Genomic DNA, 23,268 nt, shown 5'->3' with positions numbered 1-23,268 from the left:
TGAGGAATTGTTGAAAAAAAACAGGCCGCGAACCGTTAGAATGTCCTTAGTCGACGGATTATTAATCTGTCAAACTAGGAATTATCTGGAATTTTGTGACGAAATCGTTGTGTGATAATAGTCACCAGTTCCGGAAAAACTTGTGTTTTTTGAAAGAGATAACCATGCGCGGAAATTTTTGGTTACATCAAAGGTCTGGTTAGACATCACAAGTTAGAAAGAGTTTCCTAACAAATTTTGATATATTTAAAACTTACGGATTTACTTGAAGCACATTTGAGGTGGTTATGAAAAAAATTGCATGTCTTTCAGCACTGGCCGCTGTTCTGGCTGTATCCGCAGGTACCGCAGTAGCTGCAACTTCTACCGTTACTGGCGGTTACGCTCAGAGCGATATGCAGGGCGTTGCTAACAAAGCTAACGGTTTCAACCTGAAATATCGCTATGAAATGGACGACCAACCGTTGGGCGTTATCGGTTCCTTTACTTACACCGAAAAAGACCGTAGCTCCAGCGATAACAATTATCACAAATCACAGTACTACGGCATCACCGCAGGCCCTGCTTACCGTCTGAACGACTGGGCGAGCATCTACGGCGTAGTAGGTGTTGGTTACGGTAAATTCCAGACCGCTGATCTGCCGAACAAACACGACACCAGCGATTACGGTTTCTCTTACGGTGCGGGCCTGCAGTTCAACCCGATCGAAAACGTTGCCCTGGACTTCTCCTACGAGCAGTCTCGCATTCGTAGCGTTGACGTCGGCACCTGGATTGCCGGTGTTGGTTACCGCTTCTAATCACTTAGGTGATGTAAAAAATCCGCCCTTGTGGCGGATTTTTTTTGCCTGCGAATGCCTGGCAGCGCGGTGCTACCAGGCCAATCTGCGTTTAACGGCTTTTCGTCGAAAACAGATCCGTACCGAGATGGTTGTAATCGACCTTCTGCAACTGGAAGTTGGTGATATAGACCGGCCCCGCCTTCTGTTCTGAGATAAAGCGATAGCGTGAGCGTATCTCTTTCGCCTTGATCCCCGTCCATTGCGTAAAGAAATTCAGGAAATCGTTCGCAGAACGGCGCGCTTTAATGACCTTGTGCGCTTTGTCGTCGCTCGACAGCACCATAAATGGCACCTGGAAGTTCTGCTGGAACTTATCGTCATGCGCCAGATATTGCACCTCTTTGCCGCGTTCCTTAAACGCCAGACCGTGATCTGAGAAGTAAACCAGAGAGAAACTGTCGCCGCTGTTACGCAGTTGATCGTAGAGCTGGCGCAGCAAATCGTCGGTTTGCGTCATAGTATAGAGATAGCAGGAGGTCTCTTTGGATTGTACAAACACATCGTATTTGCCATGTGTGCGGTCACAGGCCTGCGGGTGTGAGCCCATCAGGTGCAGCACAATCAGTTGCGGCTGAGTGCGCTGCGCAGCAAACACCTGTGCTGTCATCTTCAGTAACGCGGTATCCTGGGTATTTTTATCGGCTTCAAAATCACCGCTTTTAAGGAACTGCACTTCATCGGCGCGTTTCGCAATGCTGGCGATAGCGGTGTCGTATTCACCGATTTGCCCCTGATTAGAGAACCACCAGGTCTGAAAACCTGCGCGGTTGGCGAGAGTCACAAAGTTATCCTGATATTGTGGTTTCCCGTCGACCACCCGGTTGAGCGTTAGCCCCAGCGATTTCTGCGTCGAGCCGCTGGCGGCGATATAATCGCTAAACAGGTAGCCATTTACCGAGCTTGAGAATGGGGTGTTATCCCAGTGGCCGCCGAACGCGCCCAGCGCATCGCGACGAGCGCTTTCGCCAATCACCACCACATAGGTATGGTATTTGGGCTTAACGGAAGTCACGGTCCAGGTGTCTTTCATCTGCGCGAACTGCGCCATACGCTGTTGTTCGTCAATAACTTCGTTATTGTTGACGATGACGTCTTTCACAAAACGAATAGCCGGATACCCCGTATCTTTGAGCTTAAACACGCCGCCCCAGGCGAGGTTTTGAATCGGCTGCACAAAAAAGGTGCCGACGCTGAAAATCAGACACAGAGTTTCCATCTTACCCCAGCGTTTCACCGGGCCTGCCTTCCTGCGCACAGCAATCACGCCAAGCGCAAAAATAAACAGCGCCACCAGATAGCTGTACCAGGGGAAAATAGTGAACATCTCGGTAGACTCTTCGATGTTCGTCGAATGCAGCGCCAGCAGGGTATTAAAGTTCGGCGAACCGTAGGCCTGGCTGAACGGAAAATAGAGGGCGGCTACCAGTGAGTAGAGGCCCAGCACGACTTTTTGTACTTTCGGCGCAGCTTGCCACAGGAGATGTAGCACGCAGGTAAACGCCACCGCGTACAACAGGCTGAAGGGGTAACCCAGCGCCAGGTTGATCAGTAGTGCTTGCAGGAAATAGAGACCCGTCCACGGATTCAGCGCGAGTCCACGGGCGGCGAGAGTTTCTTTCAGCGTGACATTCATAAATCGCAACTATAAAAACGCCATGTGCGTCCCCTGGCGTCAAGGGGCTTTTGCCGGACATTATTGCGTATAGAGAAGGGGGGAAGCTCCGCATCTGCGAGCCGCAAAAGTGCAGGGCCGGACGAAGATAAAGCGCGCGCTGTTTTAGGTCAACTACCCATAACAAAATGTTTTGCGAAGGTGATTACAAAAGCGGAAGAAATGTGGGGGTTTTATACACGCCGGGTTAGTCTGGGCACAAAAAGAAGCGAAAAAAACAGAGCGTCGTACCGCGACGCCGCGTTAGTTGGGTTTGTTGTCCTGCTGCGGTTTCGTGTTGATCATGTCGCACAACATGTTGATCAGCATTAAGCGGACTTTAAAAGGAGAGTGACTAAACACGCGTAAACACCTCTTCAATTCGTTCATTGTAACCTCCTGCTTTTGCGCTCGTCATTCCCTGATGAGTGTCTGCATTACATACAGATATAGCACAGGCTATATTATATAGCTATGGCTAAACGTTAAATTTTTGTACTCAGAGCACGATCCATTACAATATGGGCAATTTATAAGATGCTTTGATGCGTCACCCTGATGAGGAAGTGCCATGAACCGCCGTGCAGGTAAGCCGACGACCCAAAAAGTGACGCAACTGGTTAATGTGGAAGAACACGTTGAAGGGTTCCGCCAGGTACGGGAAGCGCACCGTCGGGAGCTGATAGACGACTATGTTGAGCTGATTTCTGATCTGATTCGTGAATCAGGCGAGGCGCGTCAGGTCGATATGGCTGCCCGGCTTGGCGTTTCACAGCCGACGGTCGCGAAAATGCTCAAACGTCTGGCGGGGGTCGGGTTGATTGAACAGATCCCCTGGCGTGGTGTGTTTTTAACGCCGGAAGGCGAGAAGCTGGCGCAGGAGAGTCGCGAGCGCCACCAGATTGTTGAAAGTTTCTTAATGGCGCTGGGCATAAGCCCGGATATCGCCCGTCGCGACGCCGAAGGAATCGAACACCATGTCAGCGAAGAGACGCTGGAAGTGTTCCGTTTGTTTACGGAAAAAAATGGGCAGTACGTTGAATGACGCTACCTTTTGTTCGATCGCTGGCGCACGATCGTTTTCTGCATTTGCTGCTGCTTATTGGCGTTATTCTCTCTTTTCTGGTTCCCTTTGCCCCGACGCGATGGCCCGCGGCGATTGACTGGCACACCATTATTACCCTTAGTGGTTTGATGCTGTTGACCAAAGGTGTCGAGCAGAGCGGCTATTTTGATGTGCTCGGGCGTAAGATGGTGCGCCGTTTTGTCACCGAGCGGCAACTGGCACTCTTTATGGTGCTGGCGGCGGCTGTGCTGTCGACCTTTCTGACCAATGATGTCGCGCTGTTTATCGTTGTCCCGCTGACCCTGACGCTCAAAAAATGGTGCGCCATTCCGGTGAACCGTTTGATCATTTTTGAAGCGCTGGCGGTGAACGCCGGTTCGCTGCTGACGCCTATCGGTAACCCACAGAATATTTTACTGTGGGGGCGATCGGGTCTGAGCTTTCCGGCTTTCACCCTGCAAATGTTGCCGCTGGCGCTGGCGATGATGGCGAGCATACTGCTGTTGAGCTGGTTGTGTTTCCCTGCTAAAAAATTGCAGTTTCAGAGCAGCGATGCGACCCCGTCGTGGCGGCCAAAGCTGGTGTGGAGCTGTCTGGCGTTCTATCTGGTCTTTCTTGCCGCGCTGGAAATGCGATTTGAACTGTGGGGGCTGGCTTGCGTGGCGGCGGGGTTTCTGTTACTTGAGCGGCGTGTAGTTTATAGCGTTGACTGGACGCTGCTGTTGGTCTTTATGGCGATGTTTATCGATGTTCACCTGCTGACGCAGTTGCCTGCATTGCAGGATCTTTTGCACGGTGTCGAGCAACTGTCAGACGGTTCGCTGTGGCTGACCGCGATAGGGCTGTCGCAGGTGATCAGTAATGTGCCTTCCACCATTCTGCTGCTGAACTATGTGCCGCCCTCCACGCTGCTGGCATGGGCGGTCAATGTCGGCGGTTTCGGGCTGCTGCCCGGGTCGCTGGCTAATCTTATCGCCCTGCGTATGGCCAACGACCGCCGGATCTGGTGGCGTTTCCATTTGTACTCTCTGCCCCTGTTGCTCTGGGCGGCGCTGGTCGCTTACGGGCTGCTGCATCTCCTTAATTATGCTTGATCTTTAGGATAGGCTCACAAAAAGTGAGCCGATCCATTGCCTTTTGCGCCTTTTTTCAATATGACTAGTCATATACTTTATTTGACTAGTCATATTGCTGAGGACGCGCTGATGAACAAACTGCCAGAAGGATTTTTGTGGGGAAACTCTGTTTCCAGCATGCAGACCGAAGGGGCATGGGACGAGGGCGGGAAAGGGATGTCGGTTTATGACATTCGCGAGCCGAAAGAGAACACCTCTGACTGGAAAGTTGCCACCGATAGCTATCATCGCTTCGAAGAAGATTTTGATTTAATGCAGGATCTGGGGATGACCTGTTACCGCTTCCAGATCGCCTGGAGCCGTGTCTGCCCCGACGGTGACGGCGAGTTTAATGAAGAGGGGATCGCGTTTTATCAGCGCTTTATTGATGCGTTACTGTCGCGGGGTATTGCGCCGATGATCTGCCTCTACCACTTCGACATGCCGCTGGCGCTGGCGGAAAAATATAACGGTTTTACCGATCGTCGGGTGATGGAAGCGTTTATCCGTTACGGTAAAAAGATGATCGACTGTTTTGGCGATCAGGTTACCTGGTGGCTCACCTTTAACGAGCAAAATCTCTACCATATGCCGGAAGCATTTTTGATTTCCGGCTATATGCAGGGTGAGAAAACCCTGCGCGAGCTCTACCAGATTCAGCACCACGTCATGATGGCCCACGCCCACCTGACGCACTATCTGCATCAGAACAAACCCGGCAGGCTGATGGGCGGCATGCTGGCGCATGCTCAGGTTTATCCCGCCACCTGCAAGCCACGCGATGTTTTCTGCGCCCGTCAGTTGGATGAGTTCTTTAATCAGAATCTGTTACGTGCGTTTAGCGGGCAGGGTTACAGCCCGGAAGTGATGGCATTTGTCGAACGTGAAGGGCTGCGGGATATTTATCGCGATGAGGATCTCGCTGTACTGGCGACGCTCAAAAATGACTACCTGGCCTTCAGCTACTACGCCAGCCGCACGTTAAGCAGCGAGCCCATACCGGAAGGGACAAGCGTGAACAACTATATGGTGTTCGGTGATACCCCGAATCCGCACCTGAAGGCGACTGAATGGAACTGGCAGATTGACCCGCTCGGCTTTCGCAGCATCATCACCCGCTACTATAACGACTGGCGCTTACCGGTGTTCCCGATTGAAAACGGCATTGGGGTGATTGAGTCCTGGGATGGCGAAACGCCCATCGCTGATGATTACCGTATCGCCTATCATCGTGACCATATCAATGCGATGAAAGCGGCAATGTTCGAAGATGGCGCGCAGGTCGTGGGCTATCTGGGATGGGGGTTAATTGATATCCTCAGCTCCCAGGGCGACATGCGTAAGCGCTACGGCGTGGTGTATGTGAACCGTGAAAACCATGATTTGAAGGATTTACGTCGTGTGCCGAAGAAAAGCTACGCGTGGCTTAAGCGGGTGATCCACAGCAACGGCGAAGCGATGTAACACCGATACAGGAGCAGAGGATGGCGGCGAAGTATCTCTCCATCGCGCAGGAAATTAAGCAGCGTATTTTGAGCCAGCACTATCCGGCCACACAACCGCTGCCCGATCAACTGGCGCTGGCGGCCGAATTTAATACCAGCAGGATGACCATTCAACAGGCGATGCGTCAGTTGATTGTGGAGGGGCTTATCTACGCTCGCCAGGGGCAGGGGACGTTTGTACGCAAAAACGTCAACCAGATTTCGCAGTGGGATGTCTCAGGTAGCGACTATTACGGTGCGACGGAAACCTGGCGACATCTTGGCGAGGTGACAAGCCAGGTGATTCAGTTTGAACTGCGTTTTGCGGATGAGAAAGAGCAAACCGCGCTGATGATCGGCGCGGACGCGCCGGTTTACGACTTTATCCGCCTGCGTTTGGTCAACGGTGAACCGATATCGCTGGATATGACGGTAATGCCCGTTGCCCTGGTGCCGGGGCTTAATAAATCGCATCTGGAAAGCTCAGTATTCCGCTACGTGCGTGAAACGCTGGGATTAAAAATGATGGGCGCTTACCGTGTGGTGCGCGCCTGTAAACCGGATGTTCGCGACAGAGAGTATCTCAACTGCGACGAGACTGACCCGGTGCTGGAACTGGAGCAGGTTATCTATCTGGAAGACGGTACGCCGCTGGAGTATGCGCACTGCCATTATCGTTACGATCACGGCGGGTTTGTGATGGTGAATAACGGGTGAGGGGAGTGCGCGCTGGTGCCCTCACCCTAACCCTCTCCCACAGAGAGAGGGAACCGACTGTGCTCGTTGGGGAGAGGGGAAAAAAACGCACTCATGCCCAAAAAAAATGGCGAAGCATCAGCTTCGCCATTTTTGCATCTGAACCAAATCAGTTCAGACGAATCGGTATACCGGCACGGTTCTGAATCGCCTGATTCAGCACGTCCTGGTCAACGTCAGACTGAGACGTGACTTTCTGTACCGCAGAGTTCAGAACCACCGGCACGGTTTCGCCGCCTTCAAACTGTGCTTCAGTGGTAGACAGCGGGTTGTGAACTTCGATAAAGCGGCTGCCATCTGGTTCGGTGGTCGCTTTAACCGGCTCATCAATAAACTGTACGCGGGTACCAACCGGCACGCTCTCGAACAGGAATTTGATGTCTTCGTTACGCAGACGCACACAGCCGTGGCTTACACGCAGGCCGATACCGAAGTTGGCGTTGGTACCGTGAATGGCATACAGGCGACCGATATACAGCGCATACAGACCCATCGGGTTATCCGGGCCAGCCGGAACGACGGCCGGAAGCGGGTTGCCTGCTGCCGCATATTCTGCATGCATCTTGGCAGTCGGCGTCCAGGTTGGGCCTGCTTTTTTACGTTCAACTTTAGTCGTCCAGTTAATTGGGGTGTCTTTACCCAACTGGCCGATACCAATCGGCAGCACGATCACCGTGTTAGTGCCTTTCGGGTAGTAATACAGACGCATTTCCGCGCTGTTGATGACAATCCCTTCATGTACGGTATCCGGCAGAATCAACTGCTGAGGGATGGTCAGCACAGTGCCGCCCTTCGGCAGATAGGTATCCACGCCCGGGTTCGCTTCCAGCATGTTGGAGAGACCCATCTGATACTGGGCCGCAAAGTACTCCAGCGGCTGTTTGTTGTTTTCAGGGATGGTGATCACCTGATTTTGACCAATGACCCGGCTACCATCCGTCGGCAACGGATAGGTCACGGCGGAGGCTGTTTTACAGAATCCTACGACAGCAAGCGCCGCAGCGAAAAGTGTGGTTAATTTTATTTTCATGTTGTGTGAAATATCAGTGCCACTCAGGCTGTGGTTGGAAAATTGGATGATTGATGGGAGCGCATTATATGTGCATTCCCCTCGCCATGGAATTAGGATGTGTACGAAATCACATTTTTTTCACTTCTGTGACAGTTTAGCCCGCGACGAAGGCGGGCGATTTTAATTCAGAATTGTGGCAGAATAGGCGGTTTGTCACATTCCTCAGGATACTTCCGTGTTAGTTACCAGCAACGTTACCATGCAGTTTGGCAGTAAGCCGCTGTTCGAAAACATCTCCGTCAAATTTGGCGGCGGCAACCGTTACGGCCTGATTGGCGCTAACGGGAGCGGCAAATCCACCTTTATGAAAATCCTCGGCGGCGACCTTGAGCCGACGCTGGGCAACGTCTCTCTCGATCCGAATGAACGTATTGGTAAATTGCGTCAGGATCAGTTCGCGTTTGAAGAGTTCAGCGTTCTGGATACGGTCATCATGGGGCATGGAGAGCTGTGGGAAGTCAAACAAGAGCGTGACCGCATCTATGCCCTGCCGGAAATGAGCGAAGAAGACGGCTATAAAGTGGCCGATCTGGAAGTGCTCTATGGTGAAATGGATGGCTATTCTGCTGAAGCGCGCGCCGGTGAACTGCTGTTGGGCGTGGGTATTCCGCTGGAACAGCATTATGGCCCTATGAGTGAAGTTGCGCCCGGCTGGAAACTGCGTGTGCTGCTGGCACAGGCGCTGTTCTCTAACCCGGATATTCTGCTGCTTGATGAACCAACGAACAACCTGGACATCGACACCATCCGCTGGCTGGAGCAGGTGCTGAACGAACGTGACAGCACCATGATCATCATTTCGCACGACCGTCACTTCCTGAATATGGTCTGCACTCACATGGCGGATCTCGACTACGGTGAACTGCGCGTTTACGCCGGTAACTACGACGAGTACATGACAGCCGCGACGCAGGCGCGCGAACGTCTGCTGGCCGATAACGCCAAGAAAAAAGCGCAGATCGCTGACCTGCAATCCTTCGTCAGTCGTTTTAGCGCCAACGCGTCTAAATCCCGTCAGGCAACTTCTCGCGCACGTCAGATTGATAAAATCAAACTCGACGAAGTGAAAGCGTCCAGCCGCCAGAACCCGTTCATTCGCTTCGAACAGGATAAGAAGCTGTTCCGTAACGCGCTGGAAGTGGAAGGTCTCAGCAAAGGCTTTGATAACGGCCCGCTGTTTAAAGGGGTAAAACTCCTGCTGGAAGTCGGTGAGAGGCTGGCGATTCTGGGAACCAACGGTGTGGGTAAATCCACGCTCATGAAAACCCTGGTGGGCGATTTGACGCCGGACGCGGGAACGGTGAAATGGTCGGAAAACGCGCAAATTGGCTACTACGCGCAGGATCATGAGTTTGAGTTTGAAAATGATCTGACTGTCTTCGACTGGATGAGCCAGTGGAAACAGGAAGGCGATGACGAACAGGCGGTGCGCAGCATTCTGGGACGTCTGCTGTTCAGCCAGGACGATATCAAGAAGCCGGCGAAAGTACTTTCCGGTGGTGAGAAGGGCCGCATGCTGTTCGGTAAGCTGATGATGGAAAAACCGAATGTGCTGGTGATGGATGAACCGACTAACCACCTGGATATGGAATCGATTGAATCCCTGAACATGGCGCTGGAGATGTATCCTGGCACATTGATCTTCGTCTCTCACGACCGTGAATTTGTGAGCTCGCTTGCCACGCGTGTGATTGAGATTACGCCGGAGCGCGTGATTGACTTCACCGGTAACTATGAAGATTACCTGCGTAGTAAAGGTATCGAGTAACTGGATGGCTGGAAATGCAAAGTACGCTATGCATTTCCAGCCTCTTTTTTTCTTCCTTCAATTCGTTTCTTATTAAATAAAATCAAACAAAGTCTGATATAAACTCATTATTGATTTATAATGATTGCCATAAGCGTAATTTATAAATTGAATAAATAGTTTTTTATAGTTCTATTCTTCAGGAATATTGTTAATTTAAATGGATGACGTTTTCTATGGACAGAAAAAGAGTAATTAATCTTTTTTACCCCCCTTTGTTTCTCTTTATATATGGAATATGGAAATGCTGGCGAGTAAGTGATAATGCTGATGGTATAGAAATAATCCAGTTTGGATTAGCCATGCTGGCGCTTTTCCTGAGTCTGGTGGCGATGTTTATCCTGGCAAGCGCAGTGATGGTGTGTAAGGCCAGTGCACGCACTTCGCGACGTTCCCAGGATGTCCTCATTCAAAAATTTACTCTCTGCCGCCGACTACTGCCCTTCATGATGGTTGGCGAAATCCTTTTCTGCGGCCTTGCGAGCGTCGCGTTAGTGCTCTCAGAAATTATCTGGGCCATGGGACACGTAGAGATGAATGGCGGCGGTATAAAATTGCTGTTCGGCATGATATTAGCTGTATTTGCCATATTGTGGATGATCATTAAAAGTTTCTTTTCTGTGCGTAAATGCTTTGCCCTGTTTAAGCCTGAAGATTCGCGGGTGATAGGTGTCAATCTGCCGGAAATGCAGGCACCTGAACTCTGGCTGTGGGTTCGGAGCCTTACCTCTCAGGCGCAGCTTACGCCACCGGATAACATTGTCGTGGGGTTTTTTGACTGCTTTTATGTCACGGCCAATCCCGTCCAGGTTGAAAAGGGCGAGCGCTTAACGGGGAATACACTCTATTTACCGCTGACGTATCTGTCACTCCTTAACGAAGCGGAGATCGCCGCCGTCGTGGGGCATGAGTTAGGTCATTTTACCGGTGAGGATACGCAGTACAGCCTGCGCTTCGCCCCCCTCTATGCAGGCATGCAAAATAGCCTGCAACAGATGGCCAAAAACATGCAGGATGCCTGGATAGACCGCCTGGTACTCTATTCCGCACTGGATATGGCGATGTGGTTTTTACAAACCTTCCATGAGACGGTGAACCACTGGAGCCGTATCCGTGAACTGGCCGCCGATGAAACCGGGGCTCGCGTATCATCCTCTTCGGCCTTTGCTAGCGCATTGCTGAGAATATCGGCGCTGAGTGAACCCGTTGAGCGCTTCCTGGAAGACGTTCTTCGCGGGCGGAAGATCAGTAACAATTGGACGGAAGATCTGATGTCTGCGTTGCAAAAGCTGGGGCCGCTTGATGTTCTTGCCAGCATCGACAGTGAAATTGCGCATCCGATGGATAGCCATCCCACGACCCGCGCGCGTATCACCGCCCTGAATCTTTCACTCAATGAAGAATTGCTGATACAAGCCTCTCGTGCCGTTGCGCCAGAAGAGAACCTCTTCTTCCCCGCGTTATTCGCGCCCGTTGCCAGCGCATTATCTTGTGAGATATCTCAGGAGATTGAACCAGTGCGCGCCAAGATACGCGAGGAAATCGAGGCTGAAGCAGCACTGGCGACAGAAACTAAGGCTATATGGTCTTCCTCATCGATGGCATGGACCATGATGATCGTGGGTATTGTGCTGATAATTGGCGGGGGCTATCTGGTGCTCTTTCAACACCTTAGCGCGATATGCTGGCTATTGACGCTGATAGGTCTCCCGCTGGGTATGATGGGGCGGGTGGCATTACAGCGGTCGCGTCAGCCGTTGTTCACATTGACGCCGCAAAGCATTACCAGCCTCTATCTTCCACAGCCACTACCGCTGGAATATGTTGAACGTTATGAGGTCGTCGTCAACTCCGGCGTCGCGATGCTCCATCTCTATGTGCGCAATGGCAATAAGCTGAATATCACCACCAAACGCTTTATGCAGGTATTCCGTTATGAACCTCAGGAAAGCCGGGTCGTTGTCGTCGTAAGCAGCCCCTGGTGCGAAGAAGAGGGGCAAAAAGTTAAGCTCGATGCTGTAACGATGTCGCAGATCGTGGGGCAATATATTGCATCTGCTCACGCGCGTGCGGAATTGAGCAAATAGTAGATTTGTTTTTGCTGTGATGCCGGGCCTGGCCCGGCATTGTCTGAATTGTCCCATCGGGCAGGAGGCAGTAAAATTTTCAATTTTGAGAAAGGAATGGTTTCTGATTCCAGGAGAACACTATTCATTACTGCGCCAGCGAAAATTCTCGATCCCGTTTTGTGCCAACGGTATGTAAGCCCTGAACGGGGGGAACAGTCTCTGCCTGTACGCCGGGACTGAAACATGCGGCGGACAATACCGCCATTACTATACCCTGTTTTACTTTCATTATATTTTCCGTGAATAAATTTATTTCAAATATGATATTTATTGATGCGTTTGAATGTGCTGAATCATTTCGCGGTGCGGCAGGATAATATAATGATGCGTAGCAAATGTGTGATCGCTAATGGAAAAATAGAGGGTAGTGAAAAGAGAGCGGCCCACCATTGGGCCGCTCTCTTTTTTAAAGCTTTATTCCGTGAATTTCCACTCGTTAATTAACTGACCGTTGACGCGTAGCTGGCGTTTCTCATCCCTGGGCTGAGAAATCGTTAATGTTTTCCAGCCCGGACGATAGTCACCGCGGGCGCTAATCGTAAGATCGATGGTAGTGGCATTACACGCCATTTCCCATTCCACCCACAGCGCATTGCCGTTCTGATAACCCCACGATTCGCCGTCATCTTCGAACAGCACGCCGGATGTGGTGCCTACACCTTTAACCGGGAAGAGTTTGAGTTCACGGGTATCATCGTCTTTGGCGCTGACAAAGGTGATGCGCTCGCTAAGCGGCAGGGCGGCACCGGCGCGAACCAGCAGCGGCAGTTTTTCCAGCGGTGCATCGCGGGTTATCCACTGGCCGCCGGAGAACCACTCCTGGGTGTAAAAATCGTACCAGCCGGTTTCATTATCAGGCAGCCAGACGCGGCGTTCACGCAGGCCTGGCTCGACAACGCTTGCCACCAGTAAATCACGGCCCAGCAGGAAATCGTCGCATTCTTCGAAGGTCTGCGCGTCATGCTCGTGGTCGAGGAAGGTCGGGCGCAACATAGGCTCATCGTCCACATGCGCCTGCCACATCAGGGTATAGAAATAGGGCAGAAGGCGGTAACGTAGCTCAATGGCGCTGCGGATAGCCGGTGTGACTGCCGGATACATCCACGGTTCGTTCACCGTATGGTCGTCATTCCACGAATGAATGGTGAAGCGCGGATGCATCACGCCGTTCTGCACCCAGCGGACAAACAGTTCCGGGTCGGGCTTATCGCCAGAGAACCCTCCGACATCGTGGCCGAGGTTATAGAGACCAGACAGGCTCATTCCCAGCCCCATACGGGTGTTGTAACGCAGGGTATCCCAGTTGGTGCGATTGTCGCCGCTCCAGGTCTGGACGTAACGCTGCATCCCTGCGCAGCCGGAGCGGGAGATCAGATACGGGCGCTTATCTGGCGCAAAACGTTGCTGTGCTTCCAGCGAGGCGCGCATCATGAGTAGCGGCATCACCGGGCGGATGTGTTTAATGGCTATCTCGTTGCCAAAGCCATGGCAACGCGCTTCACCGTCCCACACTTCATATTCGTTGTTGTCATTCCAGGTGGAGTCAATGCCCATCTCCAGCAACTGTGTGGTTACGCCATTCTGCCACCAGGCAACAGCCTGCGGGTTGGTGAAATCGAGATGAGATCCTTCATCGTCCCAGAAGCTGGAACGTTCTGGTTCGTCTTTCTCTGAATCACGGATAAATAATCCCTGTTCCGCGACTTCTGCGTAGCGCGGATGATCCTGCAACAGACAAGGTTTGATATTGGCGGCCAGATGCAGCCCCGCATCGTGAAACGCCTGGCTCATCACTTTCGGCTGTGGCACCTTCTCATTGTTCCAGTTGAACACATAGCGCTTGCCGTTTATTGATGTATAGCCGGATGAAAGCTGGAAAGAGTCGCACGGGATCGCGTGCTCGTCGCACAAGCGAATAAAGTTCATCAGTTGGTTTTGCGCGTCCGGCGCATCGGTATAGTGCATGGTGGAACCGCTGTAGCCAAGGCTCCACTTCGGGCCGAACAGGGTTTTCCCGGTCAGGCGCACAAAAGCTTTGGTGACATCAAGCACGCGCTCACCGGTGAACATATAGTAATCGATATCACCCGCTTCAGCCTGCCAGCGACGGTAGGCTGTGTGGTAGTTATCGATCTCATTACCGAGATCCAGCCAGCAACTGCTCAGATTGTCGTAAAACAGGCCGAAACTGATGTCGTCGCGGCGAGTAATAGTAAACGGAATGTGCTTATACAGTGGGTCGGTGCTGACGGCGTTGTAGCCCATCGCATCCAGATTGCGCATTTCATAGCGCTTGCCGTTGCGTTGCAAATCGCCCGCTTTATCACCCAAACCATAAAAACGTTCGTCTTTACGGCGGCTCTGGTAGTGAGCCACGCCGTCGCCGTGCGCATTCAGCAAATAGGCGCTGGTCGGGCGGTCATTCACCAGCGGTAGCCATTCGCCAGCCGCGTTACGGTAGTGCCACTCCAGCCACAGCGGCTGGTGGACGGTTACACGTAGTGAATCGCTGGCGACGATAAGCGTATTGTCCTGTTCCGTGAGCGTCCAGGCAGGCAGGGTAAAGCCGCTGAGATCGTCACGATGTCGACCTTCCCACGGTACATCCTGCTGAGGGGCAATACTCCAGGTTCTGTCCAGCGCCAGCTCGCCTTTGCGTTTTATCAGCACGCGGAACAGATTCTCTTCCAGTACATAGAGGCACAGTGTGTGCTGGCCATCGACCAGCAATTCAGCGTGATGGGCAGACTGTTTTTGTAGGGCCCAGTTTTTCAACGTTTTCATTTTTACATCCACTCTCAGGCGCGTTTTGCGCGACGTTCAGCAATAAATGCCACCAGGAAACAGGCGCCAATCAGGTCGAAGAATCCCATGGCGATAAACAGCGGGTTGAAGCCGATTTTGTCGGCGGTAATCCCGATAATCAGAGAAAAGAGGAAGCTGGCAATCCACGCGGCTGAGCCGCGCATGCCGTTGACGGTTGCCATCTGACCTTTATCGAATGACTCCACAACGAGTGCGCTGAGCATGCAGGAAATAATCTGATGGCCAAAGCCGCCGATGGACATCAGCACCACGGCAAAAATCGGATCTTTGGTGAGGGCGACCACCGCCAGCGAAATCATCATGAATGCGCCCGTCACGGAGCTGGCAACCGTAGAGTTGATGCGCGAGCACCCGAACAGACGTGTATAGAGGCGGGTTAAATAGCCGCTCGCGACGCTACCCAGGTCTGCGGCCAGAAAGGGCAACCAGGCGAACAGGGCTATCTGCTTGAGATCCATGTTGTACTGTTTGGCGAAGTAGAGCGGCATCCAGAAGCTGAATACGGCCCAGGCAGGTTCAGCCATAAAAGCAGGGATCGCGATACCGTAAAAGCGTTTGTTCTTGCCAACCGTTTTCAGCGCTGTCAGGAAAGGGAGTTTGACTGGCGGCGCTTCGTTATCCTGGCGGATATACTCCAGCTCACTTTTGCTCAGATTCGGATGTTTTTCCGGATTGTGATAGAACGCCCACCACAGCACCACCCACAGCCCGGCCAGTACGCCGGTAAACATAAACGCGCCCTGCCAGCCGAACGACGCATGGGCGAAATAGATGATGGGGGGAGCCAGCATCGCACCCACGGAGAAGCCCACCCCGGCCCAACCGGCGGCAATCGGGCGCTCGGTTTTCGGGAACCACTCGCCGATGGTTTTGGCGTTTGCCGGGGTAGCCGCCGCTTCCGCGCCCCCCATAAAGAAACGCAGGATAGCCAGATGTAGCCAGCTTCCCGCTCCGGCATGCAGCAAGCAAGCCAGCGCCCATAGTGAGGCACAAATCATAAAGCCAAGTTTCAGGCCAATAACGTCAATTAACCAGCCACACAGAGGCTGAAACAGGGTATAGGCAATCTGGAAGGCACCCACAATCCAGGAGTATTGTTCGGTTGTGATCCCGAGGCTGGTTTTCAGCTCCGGCGCCAGAATACCCAGCGAGTTACGGGTGATGTAGTTAACGGTAACGCCAAGTAAAAAGAGAATAAGCATCCACCAGCGCAGGTTTTTCACCACCCGGCGGGTTTTGCTGACGGTCATATCGTTATTGATGCCCTGACTCATGGGGATCTCCACAGAATTTTGTAGGATAAGGTGGGCAACTCCGTGGAGAGTTGTCACACCAATCTTGTTAACCTTTGATATGTTTATTATTTAGTTTTAGAAGCTTCCGCTATTCTTGTATGGAAGTTGTTCTACCAATTCAGACTAAGAGACAAAAAAAGCCAGGGAAAGGAGGTTTTGTGCACGTTTTTTCATAAAACTCTGAGATACATTACCCATGCTTGCCTTAAGCCTTATTACATAGGGCTTGTGCTTTATGAAAATTCTTTCATTTGCGAATTTGAAACGGATCACAAAATGGAAAAGAAGCTGAAAATTGCCGAGATTGCCGGGCGAACCGGACTCTCTGCCAGCACCGTTTCACGCGTACTGGCGGGAAAGGCCAATACCAGCGTGCGAGCGCGCGAACAGGTACTTACCGCTGCGCGTGAACTGGGGGTGATGGAAGGGATGGCGGCGGGGCGTTTGTTGCTTAACAGCCTGCTGGTGTTCGCGCCACCGAGGGCATTCGATGAACGTTCGGATATTTTTTACTACCGCGTGATTCAGAGCATCAGCAAAGCGCTTGCCCCGCATGAAGTGCGGCTGCGCTACTGTCCGCTGGAAGAAAATGATAGCGACCCGACGCTATTTCTCTCGCGGATGAACGAGGTGGAAACACAAGCTGCGATCCTGCTCGGTATTGACGATCCGCATATTCACGATCTCGCCGCCGATCTTGGCAAACCCTGTGTACTGATCAACTGTCGCGATGAACGTATGCGTTTACCAGCGATTGCCCCGGATCACCGCATGATTGGCGCATTTGCCGCCCGCTATCTGTTTGAGATGGGGCATCGGGAAGTGCTGAATGTGATGTGCTTGCGTCGGTACACAATGGAGCAACGCCTGGCAGGGATCCGCGAGTCATGGGCGCAGCATAACCTGAACTTTGACCGTGACAGAGACCTGCTGAATATCCACAGTTTCAGCGCCAAAGCGGCGGAAGAGAAAGTGGGCGACTGGCTGGATGCGCGAAAAGGGCAGGCCTTGCCGAGCGCGCTACTGGTCGGCAGTGATTTCATGGCGGCGGGGGCCATTAATGCGCTGACTCAGCGAGGGCTGCGTGTGCCACAAGATATCTCGGTAATGAGCATTGATGGTTTTAATCTGGCGGCCATTGAAGATGTACCGCTGACGGCGGTGCATGTGCCGCGTGATGAGTTGGGCAGTGAAGCGGTACAAATGCTGCAACAGCGGCTGATCCGCCCGGATGCGCCGGTGGGGTCATTGCTGCTGCATGGGCGTTTGGCAGTACGTGAATCAGTACGGCGGGTGCGACCCGGGAAAGGGCACTCCGCCGTGGAGAACGAAGGGCTGTATGACAACTACTCCTCTATGCCTAACGCCCGTTTGCCGTGAATGTTTAAATCATCCAGCGTAAAGCGTCCCTCCCAGTTGGCTTCATAATCCTCCCGGGGGAAGTCGCCGGGTGACACGCCCGTCTCCAGCGCGGCGCGCACTTTATGGGCGTAGGCGAGGTTTTTCTCGCACATTGGCGCTGCGGGGATATACATCACGTTCCCCCAGCCTTGCTGATTTTCGACCGGCGCGACGGCGTGAATGACATCGCAGTGCCACCATACTGAGTCACCGGCTTCCAGTGCCGGAATGGACGTCAACGCTTTGAGCAGCAGAGGATGCCATTTCTCTGAAATAGGCAACACTCTACCTGGCGCAACACCGCAGAGTTCATCTTCAGGCACATCATCGAGCAGTGGGCGTAGCAGAACATACGCCATCGCTTCCGGAATTGGCACCACGTGTAATAGACCCTGACCCGGGATCATATCGGAGAGCGCCGTCCAGCCCTGGAAAGTACGAAAAACAGAGCATTTGGTGGTGTTATCCACAGTGTATTCTTCGACGTCAGTTCGGTGTGCGGCGTTCCAGGGATCGTATTCCTCGATATTGCCGTTAAAGACGCTGGCGAACACCTGCTGATAAGCGGGCAGTAACCAGCGCTCCAGCGCGCCGGAATCCGTGTGGGCGCCAAGCCCTTTAGACGTGGTGCCTGGCGGACGGCGGCGGATGCGATCCGGGTAGATCACGCTGATATCGGGGTTAAACCACTTTTTTCCTCCCCCTTCAACCTGCCACAGGCGATTGAGAAAGGACTGCGCCGCAGCCATGCTATCGCTCTGCCTTGCCTGCATTTGCGCCTGTGACCAGTAAATGGGATAGATTTCCGGGCGCGAGGCCTCCAGCGAGCCGAAGAAGCTATCACCAGGCCCCTTATAGATATCGTCGAAGTGGTTGGCATCGAGGTAATCCAGCATTGAACGATCCCATGCCAGCGCCTGTTCACGCGGGAAGTGGCCTTTGATGACGGCGCAACCCCGGCGTTTAATTTCGGCGCGAGTCGCTTCGCTGACGGTACCGGATGCAATATCCGCGAAGGAAATTTCCGGCCATACCGGTAAACCCTGCGCTTTTCTTGCTTCTATTTCAGCAACACGGGCTTCAATTTTTGCAGTCAGTTCGTTGAACACCTGCTGTACATCGCCGAGTTGCGCGCGCAGGGCGGCTTTCATCTGGCGGATAGCCGATTTGGGATCGGCAGGCAGTGTGTCGTGGGTAAAGGTAAGAGCCATATCAACCTCGCAATCTTTCATTCGAAAGTAAAAATGATTACAAGTGATACTTTAAGTTAAAATTTAGTTAATGCAAGTTTAAAAAATGAGGAGTGGCACAAAGCGATGAAGAGGGAGAGCAACGCCGGGTCAGACCCGGCGCAAAGGATCAGCTATCGAAGGGGGAGTGACCGTCCAGTACCGCCTGAATGACATTCAGCGCACCGTCATGGTTATTGTCGTCAGTGGCATAGCGTGAGATTGTTTTGATTGCTTCACCCGCATTCGCCATGGCAAACGAATATTTAACGAGCTTCAACATTTCGGCATCGTTGCCGCTATCGCCGATGGCCACACATGATTGCGGCGAGATATCCCAGCGCTTAAGCAGGCGGCTGATACCGTTGGCTTTGTGCAGGCCGGGAATAATCAGGTCGATAAAGCCAAAGCCGCTGGTGACAGGCTTCATCACGCCGTCGAGCGCGACGCGCAGTTTATCAATCAGCAACGGGATCTGTTCATCGGACAGGTTAAGCGAGAATTTAAATAGCTTATCGTCGATATCCGCATAGCTCGCCACGCGCTTCAGGCGATAGTAATGCTTTGACATCAGCGCGACGAACGCCTCCGGGGCGTCCTCGCTGACATAAGCACTCTCCAGCCCACAGGCCACGAAATTCAGCGTCTTGTCTTTCAGTAGTTCAGCAATCACGATTTGTGATTCGTGGTGCGTCAGCTCACCGTGGAAAAGCTGTTGCCCGTGCTCATACACCAGTGCGCCATTTTCGGCGACGAAAGAGATGCGATTCTGAATTTCCGGGAAGAAGGTAATAAGCTGATAATATTGATTTCCGCTGGCGACGACGAACTCAATACCACGCTGTTGAAGCTGTTCAAACTGCGCCAGAAAACGGTCACGATCGTATTTTTTGGCGTCATTAAGAAAAGTTCCGTCCATATCGGTGACGATCACTTTTACGGTCATACTCAGTGCTCCTGATGTAACTGCGACCAGAAACATTCTAATTACAATGTGACCGCATCCACAAATTTATTTCATATGAAAGTAAAACATCAATGGCTACAGGTCTTAAATTCTTCCGGAGCGAGGCCGGTAATCAAACTCACTTTTTGTATATCCAGCCCCTCTTTTAGCAGTTTTTTCGCGATGCGCAGGGAGGCGATATGCTGGCCTTCTTCTCTTCCTTCTTCTCTTCCTTCTTCTCTGCCTTCTTTAAGCCCCTGCTGTCGTCCCTTTTGCTCAAGCTGTTCTGCGATTGTCATCAACGTCTCCTTATGCTTCGGCGCACGCTGCGCCAGCTTTTCCAGCAATGCGCTACAGTTCTCGGTATTTCCTTCGAGGAACATATAGTTAACTAACGCTTTCAACTGCGTTTCGGTAGTGTATCCCAACAATAAAAGGGTGACCAGTTGCTCAAGTAAACCTGTGAGATCGCGCTGGCGAATATGTTTTTGCAGCAGTTCCAGTAGCGCGATTCGGCGATGTTGCATGATAGCGTCATCGGGCGTGACAGTGATGTCCACCAGCGGAAATGCGCGGTAGAAGATCTGGCGGGCCAGTTCAGGATTGTCAAATTCATCAGTCCAGTCCATTGAATGAGGATAGGGCGTCTCCTCACCGTGATAGAACAAAATCGGGATCACCAGGGGAATCTTTTTATAGCCGATATCCAGATGGCGCTGCATGGCGGCGACGGCATAGCGCATCAGGCGAAAAGCCATATGATCGTCAGGAGAGCTTTGGTGTTCGATGATGACATAGATGTATCCTGCGCCATTTCCGGTTTGCAGGGAGTAGAGCACGTCGGAATAGCGGGATCGCAGTTTCTCATCAAGAAAACTTTCTGGTTCCAGTTTCAGGGTATCGAGATCGCAATGTGGTCGCAAAAAGGGTGGCAGATGCGTTTCCAGAAAATCACGCGCGGTTTCACCGTGGCGCAAAAACGTCTTGAAGATGGCATCGTGAGGTGTTGAGGGAAATTTGGCTTTCATGGCTGTCCGTGCCTGTTTGATTAAGATGGACAGACTCTAACATCTGCGAAATGAAGTGTGATTTTGCGTGCTCTTTCCTGCGAGGATGCTCGGAAAACCTCCCTCAACGAACATAAAAACGCCGGGCGGCGATAAGCCTTTACCCGGCGGTAGTCCCGGTGAGCGTAGTGCTACCGGGCAGAATTGATTTATAACGTGTGCTCAGTACGGGCAATAATGTCGTCCTGAGCGTCCGGCGACAGGGCGGTGAAGAATGCTGAGTAGCCGGCGACACGCACCACGAGATCGCGGTATTGCTCCGGATGTTTTTTGGCTTCCAGCAGCGTTTCACGGGAGACGATGTTGTACTGGATATGCCAGCCTTTATGTACTTCAAAGAAAGTACGTAACAGCACCATCAGTTTCTGCTTATCGCTCTCATTATCAAGCGTCGCCGGGTTTAGCTTCTGATTCAGCAACACGCCGCCGAGGATAGCTGAGGTCGGCAGTTTTCCGACGGAGCTAATTACTGCGGTCGGCCCGAGATGGTCTGTACCGGAGGCCGGGCTTGCGCCTTCTGCCAGCGGGGTTTTGGCTTTACGCCCATCCGGTGTTGCCATCGTCTGCGCGCCAAACGGCACGTTCGCGGAGATGGACGAGGTGCCTGCGTAGTAGTTGCCGCCAATCGGGCCGCGACCATGGCGCGGGTTGTGATACTGCTTTAGTTCGTCGATATAGGTCTGGTAGGCGCGCGCCAGCAGGGTATCGACGCTATCGTCATCGTTGCCGTACTTCGGCGCGCCGTTGATCAGGCGTTGACGAAGCTGTTCATGCGTCAGCCCTTCGTAATCTTCCGCCAGCGCTTTCGCCAGTTCCTGCTGGCCAATCAGCCCCTGATCGAAGACCAGTTTTTTTACCGCCGCCAGGCTGTTGCCAAGGTTAGCGATGCCTACCTGAAGGCCGGAAACCCAGTCATATTTCGCACCGCCCTGTTTGATGCTCTTCGCCCGTTCGATGCAATCATCCACCAGCGCCGAGCAGAGGATGTCATGAACGTTCTCCTCCAGCATGGTGTCGACCACGTACTCAATCTCAATTGATTTACGGGTGTAGTAGCGGATTTGCGTATCCCAGTCGGCAAGCATCTGTTCGAAACTGCTGAAATTACCTTTCGATAGCGCATGCTCCTGCAGCAGGAACACCGTGCCGCTGGTGGCGTCGCGGCCGCCTTCCATTGCCGCCAGCATCACGCGAGCGAAGTTGATAAAGCTCATGCCGGTGCAGCGATAGCCCCATTTGCCGCCGACGGCGGTTTCGATACAGCCGATCGCCGCATAGTCATACGCATCCTGCTGCTCAACGCCCAGTTTGATAAATTCCGGAATAACGATCTCATCGTTGTTAAACGCTGGCATGCCGAAGCCGCAACGGATCACCTGTACACAGGCGTCGAGGAAATCGTTGCTCATCCCCGCATGATAGCGCACGCTCAGGTTGGGCTGGGTGGAGCGCAGGCGGCCGCAGGATTCCAGGATCGCATAAGAGAGCGGGTTGACCGCATCCTGCGCTTCGCCATTGACCAGTTTTTGCCCGCCGATAGTGACGTTCTGATACAGCGGACTTCCGGCAGAGGCTTTGGAGTGGGAGCCGGAGCGGATTTTGTTAACTTCCAGCAGCTTCAGCCAGCAGCTATGCAACAGTTCAATGGCGTGTTCGCGATCCAGTGTCTGTTCCAGTTCGACGTCGCGGCGGTAGTAGGGATAGAGATACTGATCCATACGGGCAAAGGAGACGGAGTGCCCGTTGGACTCGATCTGCAGGATCAACTGGATGAAGTAGCAGAGTTGTAGCGCCTGCCAGAAGGTTTTCGGCGGCTGGTGGGCGATGATATCGCAGTTTTCCGCCATCGCCAGCAGTTCGTCGCGGCGGCTTTCGCGGGTTTCTTCTGCCGCCATCTTGCGCGCCAGTTCGGCAAAGCGAACGATATGCAGGCTGACGGCGTCAAGTACGATATCAATCGCTTTCAGAAACTGTTCGCCGTGCAGGTCATCCAGCACGGTCAGGTTAATTCTCGAGCGACGTTCGGCCACTTTTGCGCGCATGCCGTCGAGGCCTTTTTCCAGCAGCAGCGGGAAATTCACCGCCAGGTGGGCGTCGCCGGAGGTCATATTGCCTTCCGCTTTGATTATCCCGGTTGCCAGCAGCGCTTTTTGCTCATCGGTGAACATGCCGTAGCAGCGATCCTGTACCGTCTGGCCGCGCCACCAGGGGCATACTTCATGCAACACGCGTTTGTTTTCTTCACTGACCGCGAAACCTGCCCCCGGGCGATCCGCCAGAGAGTCAATTTCTTTCTCGATCCAGCTTACGGTATATTCCGGGAAGATCGGCGCCGCTCGCACTTCACTTGCCTGATTACCGATAATCAATTCGTCATGCTTGATCCAGATGGTGCGTTCCGCCAGGTGATGCGCCAGCGCCAGCGCGCGGCGTACCGGAATCGGTTTATCCAGATGTTGCTGATAAGCTTCAGTGTAGTGGCGCGCGCGTTCGGTACAGACCGGCGGTTTAACGATATTTATCAGTGCAGATTTGTGCGTTTTGATACGGTCGGTGAGTTTATCGAGAGTCAGAGTGGTCAT

Annotated in this window: 17 protein-coding genes; 8 read left to right on the top strand and 9 right to left on the bottom strand. The window is 52.8% G+C overall.

Translation table 11 applies throughout. From position 1 onward, the window contains the following. The first annotated feature begins 287 nt into the window (after positions 1-287). Positions 288-800 carry an outer membrane protein OmpX gene (gene ompX / locus VSR74_RS05845; RefSeq protein ID WP_015965202.1) on the top strand — a complete coding sequence of 171 codons (513 nt, stop codon included), beginning with the start codon at positions 288-290 and terminating at the stop codon, positions 798-800. A gap of 91 nt (positions 801-891) precedes the next feature. Here the strand turns inward: ompX and VSR74_RS05840 are convergent, their stop codons facing one another. Then, the gene (locus VSR74_RS05840) at positions 892-2,475 is read right to left on the bottom strand and encodes a phosphoethanolamine transferase (RefSeq protein ID WP_347794362.1); all 1,584 of its coding nucleotides are present in this window, start codon (positions 2,473-2,475) and stop codon (positions 892-894) included. A 282-nt stretch (positions 2,476-2,757) separates the two neighbouring features. Continuing rightward, positions 2,758-2,883: a manganase accumulation protein MntS gene (gene mntS, locus VSR74_RS05835; protein WP_347793843.1), complete on the bottom strand. Its 126-nt coding sequence runs from the start codon at positions 2,881-2,883 to the stop codon at positions 2,758-2,760. 181 nt (positions 2,884-3,064) lie between these two features. On the opposite strand from mntS, the gene mntR reads away from it, so the two are divergent. From mntR to VSR74_RS05815, 4 genes are all read left to right on the top strand, one after another. Next, positions 3,065-3,538, top strand: a complete 474-nt coding sequence (gene mntR / locus VSR74_RS05830; RefSeq protein WP_347793842.1) for a manganese-binding transcriptional regulator MntR — start codon at positions 3,065-3,067, stop codon at positions 3,536-3,538. After that, complete coding sequence (locus tag VSR74_RS05825) at positions 3,535-4,653, top strand: anion transporter (protein ID WP_347793841.1); 1,119 nt, start codon at positions 3,535-3,537, stop codon at positions 4,651-4,653. Before mntR ends, VSR74_RS05825 begins: the two co-directional genes overlap by 4 nt. Before the next feature lie 108 nt (positions 4,654-4,761). Continuing rightward, positions 4,762-6,138, top strand: coding sequence for a glycoside hydrolase family 1 protein (locus tag VSR74_RS05820; RefSeq protein ID WP_347794361.1), 1,377 nt, complete (start codon positions 4,762-4,764; stop codon positions 6,136-6,138). A 20-nt stretch (positions 6,139-6,158) separates the two neighbouring features. Further along, positions 6,159-6,875: a GntR family transcriptional regulator gene (locus tag VSR74_RS05815; RefSeq protein ID WP_347793840.1), complete on the top strand. Its 717-nt coding sequence runs from the start codon at positions 6,159-6,161 to the stop codon at positions 6,873-6,875. Between the two features lie 148 nt (positions 6,876-7,023). Here VSR74_RS05815 and ldtB read toward each other — a convergent pair whose 3' ends face one another. Further along, positions 7,024-7,944, bottom strand: coding sequence for a L,D-transpeptidase (gene ldtB / locus VSR74_RS05810; protein WP_347793839.1), 921 nt, complete (start codon positions 7,942-7,944; stop codon positions 7,024-7,026). 217 nt (positions 7,945-8,161) lie between these two features. Between ldtB and VSR74_RS05805 the strand changes: the two genes are divergently transcribed. Further along, the gene (locus VSR74_RS05805; RefSeq protein ID WP_347793838.1) at positions 8,162-9,754 is read left to right on the top strand and encodes an ABC-F family ATPase; all 1,593 of its coding nucleotides are present in this window, start codon (positions 8,162-8,164) and stop codon (positions 9,752-9,754) included. Between the two features lie 341 nt (positions 9,755-10,095). Continuing rightward, positions 10,096-11,880 (top strand): M48 family metallopeptidase, encoded by a 1,785-nt coding sequence (locus VSR74_RS05800; protein ID WP_347793837.1) that lies wholly within the window; start codon positions 10,096-10,098, stop codon positions 11,878-11,880. A gap of 456 nt (positions 11,881-12,336) precedes the next feature. Here VSR74_RS05800 and VSR74_RS05795 read toward each other — a convergent pair whose 3' ends face one another. Then, positions 12,337-14,706, bottom strand: coding sequence for a glycoside hydrolase family 31 protein (locus tag VSR74_RS05795; protein ID WP_347793836.1), 2,370 nt, complete (start codon positions 14,704-14,706; stop codon positions 12,337-12,339). A gap of 14 nt (positions 14,707-14,720) precedes the next feature. Continuing rightward, positions 14,721-16,022: an MFS transporter gene (locus VSR74_RS05790; protein WP_347793835.1), complete on the bottom strand. Its 1,302-nt coding sequence runs from the start codon at positions 16,020-16,022 to the stop codon at positions 14,721-14,723. Positions 16,023-16,319: 297 nt separating this feature from the next. Between VSR74_RS05790 and VSR74_RS05785 the strand changes: the two genes are divergently transcribed. After that, complete coding sequence (locus VSR74_RS05785; RefSeq protein WP_347793834.1) at positions 16,320-17,423, top strand: LacI family DNA-binding transcriptional regulator; 1,104 nt, start codon at positions 16,320-16,322, stop codon at positions 17,421-17,423. On the opposite strand, the gene VSR74_RS05780 is transcribed toward VSR74_RS05785, so the two are convergent. The 4 genes from VSR74_RS05780 to VSR74_RS05765 form a co-directional block, all read right to left on the bottom strand. Beyond that, positions 17,390-18,655 carry a DUF1479 domain-containing protein gene (locus tag VSR74_RS05780; protein ID WP_347793833.1) on the bottom strand — a complete coding sequence of 422 codons (1,266 nt, stop codon included), beginning with the start codon at positions 18,653-18,655 and terminating at the stop codon, positions 17,390-17,392. The genes VSR74_RS05785 and VSR74_RS05780 overlap by 34 nt on opposite strands. 148 nt (positions 18,656-18,803) lie before the next feature. Beyond that, a complete protein-coding gene (locus VSR74_RS05775) occupies positions 18,804-19,619 on the bottom strand; it encodes a Cof-type HAD-IIB family hydrolase (protein ID WP_347793832.1) in 816 nt (271 codons plus the stop codon). An 89-nt stretch (positions 19,620-19,708) separates the two neighbouring features. Continuing rightward, positions 19,709-20,647: an Rpn family recombination-promoting nuclease/putative transposase gene (locus VSR74_RS05770; protein ID WP_347793831.1), complete on the bottom strand. Its 939-nt coding sequence runs from the start codon at positions 20,645-20,647 to the stop codon at positions 19,709-19,711. Positions 20,648-20,835: 188 nt separating this feature from the next. Then, positions 20,836-23,268: a formate C-acetyltransferase/glycerol dehydratase family glycyl radical enzyme gene (locus VSR74_RS05765; protein WP_347793830.1), complete on the bottom strand. Its 2,433-nt coding sequence runs from the start codon at positions 23,266-23,268 to the stop codon at positions 20,836-20,838.

The sequence above is a fragment of the Pseudocitrobacter cyperus genome (genome assembly GCF_039889165.1).
GTDB classification, from domain to species: domain Bacteria; phylum Pseudomonadota; class Gammaproteobacteria; order Enterobacterales; family Enterobacteriaceae; genus Pseudocitrobacter; species Pseudocitrobacter cyperus.
This window is presented reverse-complemented; position numbering and strand designations above follow the sequence as displayed.